The 8427-nt window shown below is 72.7% G+C and carries 9 protein-coding genes, 1 pseudogene and 1 riboswitch; of the genes and pseudogenes, 9 read left to right on the forward strand and 1 reads right to left on the reverse strand.

Going from position 1 to position 8427, the window contains the following annotated elements:
- The 9 genes from BN12_RS18105 to BN12_RS18150 all read left to right on the forward strand — a co-directional run.
- The coding region (locus tag BN12_RS18105; RefSeq protein WP_048556572.1) for a site-specific integrase at positions 1–624 on the forward strand (624 nt) is incomplete at its 5' end.
- Between the two features lie 47 nt (positions 625–671).
- A complete protein-coding gene (locus BN12_RS18110) occupies positions 672–1382 on the forward strand; it encodes a hypothetical protein (protein WP_048554664.1) in 711 nt (236 codons plus the stop codon).
- 128 nt (positions 1383–1510) lie between these two features.
- Positions 1511–1732 carry a helix-turn-helix domain-containing protein gene (locus BN12_RS18115; protein ID WP_048554665.1) on the forward strand — a complete coding sequence of 74 codons (222 nt, stop codon included), beginning with the start codon at positions 1511–1513 and terminating at the stop codon, positions 1730–1732.
- A 214-nt stretch (positions 1733–1946) separates the two neighbouring features.
- Positions 1947–2678 (forward strand): helix-turn-helix domain-containing protein, encoded by a 732-nt coding sequence (locus tag BN12_RS26745; protein WP_157635556.1) that lies wholly within the window; start codon positions 1947–1949, stop codon positions 2676–2678.
- Positions 2665–3387, forward strand: coding sequence for a hypothetical protein (locus BN12_RS18125; RefSeq protein WP_048554669.1), 723 nt, complete (start codon positions 2665–2667; stop codon positions 3385–3387). The genes BN12_RS26745 and BN12_RS18125 overlap by 14 nt, the downstream gene beginning before the upstream one ends.
- Positions 3384–3974: a hypothetical protein gene (locus tag BN12_RS18130; protein ID WP_048554671.1), complete on the forward strand. Its 591-nt coding sequence runs from the start codon at positions 3384–3386 to the stop codon at positions 3972–3974. The genes BN12_RS18125 and BN12_RS18130 overlap by 4 nt, the downstream gene beginning before the upstream one ends.
- Complete coding sequence (locus tag BN12_RS18135; RefSeq protein ID WP_048554673.1) at positions 3971–4198, forward strand: hypothetical protein; 228 nt, start codon at positions 3971–3973, stop codon at positions 4196–4198. The genes BN12_RS18130 and BN12_RS18135 overlap by 4 nt, the downstream gene beginning before the upstream one ends.
- 732 nt (positions 4199–4930) lie before the next feature.
- Positions 4931–6343, forward strand: coding sequence for a tyrosine-type recombinase/integrase (locus BN12_RS18140; protein WP_048554675.1), 1413 nt, complete (start codon positions 4931–4933; stop codon positions 6341–6343).
- A gap of 1090 nt (positions 6344–7433) precedes the next feature.
- A riboswitch (guanidine-III (ykkC-III) riboswitch) is annotated at positions 7434–7493 on the forward strand.
- 17 nt (positions 7494–7510) lie between these two features.
- Entirely contained in the window at positions 7511–7765 is a 255-nt protein-coding gene (locus tag BN12_RS18150) for a CBU_0592 family membrane protein (protein WP_048556573.1), read from the forward strand.
- Positions 7766–8086: 321 nt separating this feature from the next.
- Here the strand turns inward: BN12_RS18150 and BN12_RS25380 are convergent.
- A pseudogene (locus BN12_RS25380) lies at positions 8087–8427 on the reverse strand (hypothetical protein); the annotation flags it as partial.

The raw sequence follows: 8427 nt of genomic DNA on the forward strand, positions 1-8427 counted from the left end.
GAGCAGCTGCACCGCCTCGCCGCCGCCATGCCCGACCGGTATGCCGCGGCCGTCCACGTCGCCGCCTGGTCCGGCCTGCGCGGCGGCGAGCTGTTCGCCCTCGCCCGCCGCGACGTCGACCTGACCCGAGGCACCCTGCGCGTCCGCCGCGCGCTCGTCGAGCTCGTCGGCAAGCCCACCACCTACGGGCCACCCAAGAGCGAGGCCGGCAACCGGCTGGTCCACCTGCCCCGCTCCGTCGTCGACGTCCTGGCCGACCACATGGACACCTACACCGGACCCTCACCCGACGCCCTGGTCTTCGCCACCCCCGCCGGCAGACCCCTGCCCCGCTCCCGACGCTCGGAGATGTTCGGCCGCGCCCGCCGCGCCGCCGGCCGGCCCGATCTGCGCTGGCACGACCTACGCCACACCGGCGCCACCCTCGCCGCCTCCACCGGCGCCAGCATCCGCGAGCTGCAACGCCGCATGGGCCACTCCACCATCGCCGCCGCCATGCGCTATCAGCACGCCACCGACGAGCGCGACGCGCTCCTGGCCGAACGCCTCGACAGCCTCGCCGCACCCGGCGGCAACGTCGTTCCCCTCGGATCCCGACCCGCCGCCCGGGCCGTGGCGCAATGACCGGTGGTCGGCAAGGTCTGTCGGTGGCCGCGTCTATGGTTCCGCCTGTGACCACAGCGACGACGCCCAACCGGGCCGAGAGGCGCCATCCACGCGAGGCCCACCTCCTCGACCGAGACTCGCTCCTCGGCATCATGATCGGTGACGGCTCCGGCTACTACGCGGGGCACCCGATGGCCACCCGGCTCTACCGCCTCAACCTGGTTGACGTCTTCCGCAACCGCGCCCGGATGAGGTCCGGCTCGCTCCTCGGCCGCGACGTTGTCACTGGCCGCCTACAGGTTCGGCTCGACGCCGGCTGGCTGACCCTGCTCCTGGCCACCGTGAGGCTCCTGCTCACCGAGCGGGGATGCGGGCACTTCGGGCTGCCCTACAGCCCACGCCACGGGTTCGTCGCACTGCTCCGCTGCATCAGCCGCGCAGTCCGTGACCCAGGCTCCGAGCTCGCCGAGCTCGCCGACAACATCGCTTGGGACGAGCACATCGAGGCCGCCGACGCGTGGACCAGAGGGGTCTACGCCCTGGCCTGCCGCGAGCGCCAGCTGGACCACCTGCGCGACGAGCTCAACCTCCTGAACCTTGCGCTTCGTCGGCGACAGGCGGACGAGGACCGGCACGAGCGTCGCACCTGCGAGGCCGAGCAACTGGCCCGAGAACGCCACTCGAGCGGCCCGCCGCCCCTGTGGCTGCGCAAGTTCGTCGACGCTGCCCAGACGCACGCACCCCCGGCACTCGCCTGGGGAGCGCACGCCGCCTGACCGGTCAACCCTCACTCAGGCCACCCCGGCACATCCTCGCCCCTCCGGCGTGCCCTGAACGCTCCCCGCAGCCGCGCTCGCGGCTGACCCCTCATGTGCCGTCGTGGCCTGGGAATGGAACGTCCCTCATGACCACACCCACTCCGAGTACCCCGACCGACCCGGTCTGGTTCTCACCCGCCCAGGCAGCAGCGACGATCGGCGTGTCCCGCGACGTCCTCTACCGCGCCATGCGTCGCCGCGAGCTGCCGTACCACAAGCTCGGCACCGGTCCTCGCGCTCTGACGCGGATCCACCGCGACGACCTCGACGCATGGCTCACCGCCGGCCGCGTCGACGCTCGTCGGTGACCACCGACGACGCCGCCACCTCACCCGGACGCAGCTCGGCCCCCACCCCATCAAGGGTGAGGGCCGACGCGCCCGGGAGGGGACAAGCCAGCGACGACCCAACCAGACCCACGAGCAGCGCGACCGTAGCACCCGCCACCGACAGGCGGGCCGTCGAGGAGGCGCTCCACGACGACGGGCTCGGGCCGTGAGCTGGCCAGCCGTGGAGTGGGCGATGTCGGTGAGGCCCGCGGGCGGTCGCCTGTCGGCCGAGGCCCGCCTCGTCCTCATCGCGCTGGCCAAGCACACGCCCAGAGCAGACGGGAGTGGCGCATACCCGTCCCAGGAGACCCTGGCTGAGGCGATCGCCACGACTCCCCGCGCGGTCAGACGTGGGCTCGTGGTGCTGCTCGAGCGGAGCCTCATCAAGCGCGGCGACCAGGGCCTCGTCGACCACCTGCCCGGGAACAAGCGACCCGTCGTCTACGACCTCGCCGTGGCCGCCGGCACGCGACCTCGCCGCCCCGCTCCCGCGAGTCATGGTTATCCACACTGGGAGGACGCTTCCGTCCTCCCAGGCGAGGACGGCCCCAACCTCTGGGCGGACGCTACAGGTCACCCAGGGAGGACGCTTCCGTCCGCCAATGATGAACAGACACCTATCTGCGGAACCCCTTCGTACATAGGTGACCCTTCCGCGCGCGCGAGGCCGAGCGCACCGCCGTCATCCACAGGCCCCCCGCCGCAAGGCCACGGTCCCCAGGTCGAGACCACACCCTCGCGCGCGGAGGACCACCACCCCGCCACCGGCCGCAGCGACGTCCCTCCGGCCCCACGCAACGGGAAACCGTGCGCGCTATGCGGCCACACGGGCCGGCGCCTCGACGACGCCGGCCTGTGCCGCAGCTGCCGCGCAGCGTCGGCCCCCACACCACCAGACCCAAGGAGTACCCATGCCCACTCGTGACCACGACCCCCGATGCCCTCGCTGCCGCGCCGGCGAGCACAGCAGCTGCGAGCGCGTCCTCCTCGACGCCGGCGAGGACGACGCCGTGTGCGTCTGCCCCTGCCACGCCGGAGCCGAGCTCGACGACCCGCAGCGACGACTCACCCTCGTCCTCGGCGAGCGCCGGCCCGTCCGGCACGACGTCGTCACCGACCTGTCGGGTCTTCGGCTGCCGCACCTGGCCGGCGCCGGCCGCGTCTCGAGGAGCCGGCGACGTCCCGCCGCGTGGGTCCAGCAGGACCTCGACCGCATCGTCGCCGAGCACGACGGCCAGCCCTGGCGAGGGCACGTCGGCGAGTACCGCGTCCCGACACCCACCGGCCCGCTCAGCGTGCGAGCACTCGTCCTCGACGAGGACCGCACGATCCTGGAGTTCACCCGCTGGCTCCAGCCGCCGGATGGATCCCAAGAGTGGCTCAACGACCTCTGCCGCCGGTACCTGGCCGCAGCCTGGGCCGCTGGCATCCCCTCCTACCAGTCGCCCGCCGCCACCCGCAGCTCCGGGGACTTCCAGCTCGCGACCCCCGACGCGGCCGAGGCGCTCGCTCAGTGGCTACCGCAGGAGATCGCCTGGCAGGCCGAGGCCGACCAGCACGCGACGGACACCCTGACCCCCTGGCAGTGGCAGACCCGCCATGCCCAGCAGCATGCCGGGGAGGCGACGCCGTGACGGCCGCCGCGTCCGCCCTGGCCGGCCGCGCCCGCCGGGTCGACCTCACCGGCGTGCGGATGGGCCGCCTGACGATCCTCCAGCGGCTACCCGGCAGCCGCTGGCTCGCCCGGTGCGACTGCGGCCGGCGAACCGTCGTCACCACCGGGCACCTGACGAGCGGAGACACCCGATCCTGTGGCGACCGCGCCCACCGGCGCAGCCTCACCATCCGCTACCGCAGCGCCCACGACCGGATCCGCAGGATCTATGGGCCGGCCCGGCACCGCCGCTGCATCGACTGCGGCCGGCCCGCGTCGCACTGGTCCTACGACCACCGCGACCCCCTCGAGCTGCACGACGGGCCCCGCCGCTACAGCCTTGACCCGGACCACTACCAGGCCCGGTGCGTGCCCTGCCACCGGTTGTTCGACGAGGCCTATCTGGCCACCGCAACGACACCGGCGCCATCGGTCCGGTTCGTCGTCCAGCTCGGCCTCCTCGCGCCCGACCCGCACCTGGACGCGCTCGGCCCACCGACCGGCGCTCCACCCTGGCCACTGCTCGCCACGGGCCGGCCCCCGCTCGCGCCGGGCCTGCCCGCGTGAGGCCGGCCACCGGCGAGCCGGACCCGCAGCTGGACGCCGTCTGCATCCAGACCGTCGCGGAGCTCGACCGCGGTCTACGGATCGCCCAGGCCGAGTGCCGCGCCGGGCAGCTCGCCGACGCCCGCGCCACGCTCCGGCGATGCCAGCAGCTGCTGTCCATCCTCGACGCCACCCTGCCCGCAGCCTGCGCCCGCGCCGGCCCAGGCAACCCGAGCCGCCCCTGACAGCTCACGATGCCGAAGATCCTGCGGCGGCCGCGGCCACCCCGGAGGCGGAGAAGCCCTCGGCCGCCGAAGATCCTTCGACCACCACCCGTCAGTGCGTGCTCTGCGCTGAGGCGAGGGCACCATCCGAGACCTCTGGCACCCAAACCCTCGATCCAAGGTCGAAGGTTTGGCGTGGCCGGCACGGGAGCGGGCCCACCCGGCCGGGCAGCAGCAGGCATGCCGTGGTGGAGCTGCCGTCCCTCTCGTCGGCCGCGGCCGGCCCGGCGAGGCGCGGCTCGCCTCCCGTGAGCCGCTGGCACCCTGGGTGGACCAACCGTGCGGCCCGTGTGGCGCCGGCCTCGGGCACGAGGACCGGACCGGTCCTCGAGCTCGAGGCCGGCGAGGGCCGGCCCCTTTTTCCCGCCGTACCCCCCTGTGGGAGATCCCGACCTGCCGTTCTCTCCCCCCGCCGGCCCCCAGACGCAAACGAAAAACATTGAGAACAAAAGGAATTCAAGAATCGTCATTCTGAATTGAATTCGACCATTCGACAATCGACAGGGCCGGCCGGTCCGGCGCGACGACGACCCGCCGGCCGGCGGGTGCCAGCCGGCGTCGCCGCGCTGACCGCGCGAAGGCCGACGAGGGGAGCCGAGCGCGCGAGATGGGCGAGTTGTGCGAGATGAGCGAGTGACGCGAGATGGGCGAAAGGGTGCGAGGAGTGCCGGATACGCGATATGACCTGTGCCCATGACCAGCGACGCCCGGATCCCGCCACCTGACTGCCCACCGTGGTGCACCTCCGATCACACCGAGGAGCTCAACCCCTCCGACACCCTGGAGTTCGGAGGCGCCTACTTCCACCGGTCCCTCGTCGCGCAGATCCCCGCCCAAGGGGACGGTCCGGGAGAGGCCGACCTCATCCGCGTGGAGCTGCAAAGCGACCAGTGGATCAACTCCCTCACCGACGACCTGGCCGACCTCACGCCGGCCGAGCGCGTCGACCGGGCCGAGGCACACCGGCACCCCACCTTGTGGCTCGTCCTCGCCCACGCCAACGAGCAGGCCCACGGAGGCATCACCTACGACGCCCAGGTGCACATCACCCTCGCGCAGCTCGTGCGCCTCGCCGACGACCTGCGGGCCGCAACCACCACGCCGGCCGTGGCTCGCCTGGCGCTCGCCGACGCCAGCAGCACCCTCGAGCCCGACCCGGCCCGCGACCCCACTGCCGGCCCGACGACCGACCCCGTCGACGCCGGCGACCCCGCGAGCGGCACGCCCGCGCACCCCACGCTGGAGGACTGGCGACGCCGCGGCATCGCCGACGACTACGCCGCGGCGACCCTGCGGAGCCGGGAGGCGGCCGTGAGACTCATCAGCAGGCACGCCGGCGTCGCACCGCACGAGCTGACCCAGGCCCATGTCATCGACTACCTGGCCGCCCACCCCGAGCAGGCCCGCTGGACCCGGCTGAAGTACCTCCAGCACCTGAGGGCATGGGCCGCGTTCGCCGGGATCCCCGACCCGACCCTCGACGTCCGCCGCCCCACCACACCCAAGGGCAGGCCCCGCCCGATCAACGACGCCGAGCTCGGCCGGCTCCTGGCCGTCGCGACCGGCCGCAGCCGGCTCTTCGTCATGTTCGGCGCCTACGCCGGCCTGCGGTCCTTCGAGACCGCCAAGGTCGAGCTGGAGGACCTCGAGGACGCCGGCGAGGGCACCTGGCGGCTGCGCGTGACCGGCAAGGGTGGCCGTGTCGACACGATCCCCTGCCACCCCGCCCTCGCGGCCGCCGTCCGGGAGTACGCCGAGGCGGCCGGCATCGCCCAGGGCCGGATGTTCCCCGGTGTCACCGCCGATGTCGTCCAGTGGGCGATCAAGCGCCTGGCGAGCAAGGCCGGCATCCGCTGCAGCAGCCACCAGCTGCGCCACTGGTACGGCACCGCCGCCCACCGGGCCAGCGGCGGAGACCTCCTGGTCACCCAGCGGCTCATGCGACACAGCAACCCCGCCACGACCGCGGGCTACGCCGACGTCAGCGGCACCCGCATCCGCGATGTCGTCGACGGGCTCGCACCCTGGCTCACCGCCGGCGAGCAAGGCCGGCCCGGTCTACGCCTCATCCGAGGAGGCCCCGACGAGACGACCCCGGCGACCTGACTCCACCCGGGCGCCCAGCTCGAGCAGACGACAACCGGGGGGCACCTCCGGTCGGGCTCGGCAGTGGCTCATGCAAACGCTGGCAAACGGTGGCAACCGTATGCAAACAGCCTGCTAGTCGGCCCCTCCGCATCGCCTTGGCGTCGCTGAATTCGACTACTAGCAGTGTCTCGTCGGGCCGCCGCGCAGGTGTGGCGCGAGGACACAGGGGCTCGTCGGCGACGTCGTGGAACCGGCGACGACACGTCGCGCAGTACACGTCCTGCACGTGGACGGTCGTCTGCCCACGCAAGTGCAGTTCGCCACGGATCGAGCCAGCACGCGCCTGAGGTCCTGTGACGGGGACCGTGACGGCCGCGCACCACTCGTGCTCGGTGCTCGTGCCGCGGTTCCTCACAGACTCAGTCTGGGTGACGATGATTCTCGTTCGCGTTCAGGTGCCCCGGCACCGCTTCACCCGAGCCGTCGCGCGTCGACGCACGACACCTGCCCGGCGCTACGGGTCGCGCTGGACTCGAGGCCGAGGCGAGGCCCGTCGACGCGCGGGCCGAGGAGGCCGAGGCGAGGCCCGTCGATGCGCGGGCCGAGGAGGCCGCTGCGAGGCCCCGGAGCCGGGCGGATCGGGCCGTCCGGCCGTGCCATAACGTGCCATAGCCGTGCCATAACGTGCCACTAACGGAGCATCATCCCGCACAATCCTGCATCATTCCGCTACACTGAATCCGTAGGCCGGAGAACGGGATTCGTGCTCTGACCTGCGACGACGGACACCGGCTGGCCGTGGCTTCCAAACTGGCTACGCGAGTTCGATTCTCGTCGCCGGCTCCGACTGCTTGCCCGACCCCTGTTCGGCGAGGGAACCCGCGACTGTCGTCGCGGCATACCGCGCCGCTGCCGGGCCCGCTCGCATCCCGCATCAGGTCCAAGAAGGTGCCCCGGCCGACACGGAGAGGCGACCCAAGACACGGTTGCCGACGTCCGCCGCCGGTGTCGGCAATACGTATGCCACGTCCCAGGGTGGAGCGCCTCGGCGTTGTGGGGGCAGCACGGGTGGCAGCCGGATGCCACACTGTCCGTGCCGGCCGCCGGACGGAGGCGACCGCGCCCGGACGAGACGTGCGCCGTACCCGGACCGACAAGACGACGCTCGCGAAAGGTGACTCGTCCATGGAACAGCTCGTCCAGGTCCTCGGTTCCCTCCTCATCCTCGCAGGCTTCGTCGCCGCCCAGCGGGGCTGGCTTCGACCGTCGTCGAGGAGCTATCTCGTCCTCAACCTCGTGGGGTCCGCGATTCTTGCCGTCGACGCGCTCCGCGGACACCAGTGGGGCTTCCTGCTTCTCGAGGGCGTGTGGGCCGTGGTCTCGGCCGTCGGCCTCCTCTCCGCGCTGCGGCGCCGGACGCCGACGATCACGTCCCATTGAGCCCACTCCCCGCCACCGAACGCGTCGAGCACCCTTGTGGGGAAGGTAGCCAGAGTCCTGGGTCTGGCTACCTTCCCCACAAGGGTTTGGGCGACGGTGCGGACTCCCGGACTACCCCGGAGGGTGGTGCTCAGGCCCCGATCGGGTGGCAGAGCGCCAGAGGGGGTGGGGCGCCGGGGTGGTGCTCAGGCCCCGATCGGGTGGCAGACCGCCAGAGGGGGTGGGGTGCCGGGGGTGGTGCTCAGGCCCCGATCGGGTGGCAGACCGCCAGCCGTCGTGACGTCGTGACGCCGACCGGACGGCCTGCCCTCGGGCACACCGTCAGAAGGCGCTCGTCCCGTTCGGTGTTCCGAGCCCGGTCGGTCCGTCCCAGCCGGTCTTCGCCGCGCACCAGGAGGCGCACGATCCGTTCCGTCCCGAGGTGACGTCGAAGAGGCCGCCGGTGTGGGCATACGGGATGGTGTTGGCATACCCGCTCGTCCGGCCCGACAGGGCGTACACCGCGGCGACGATCGGCGAGGAGAGGCTCGTCCCGCCGTACTGGGCCCAGGCCGAGGAGGTCTTGCTCGTCGGCGCGTAGACCGCGAGCCCGGTCCGGGGGTCGGCGACGGCGGCGACGTCCGCCATCGCGCGGCCGCGGCAGCCGGTCACGGCCGAGGACT

It is taken from the genome of Nostocoides japonicum T1-X7 (assembly GCF_001046855.1).
In the GTDB taxonomy this organism is placed as follows: domain Bacteria; phylum Actinomycetota; class Actinomycetes; order Actinomycetales; family Dermatophilaceae; genus Nostocoides; species Nostocoides japonicum.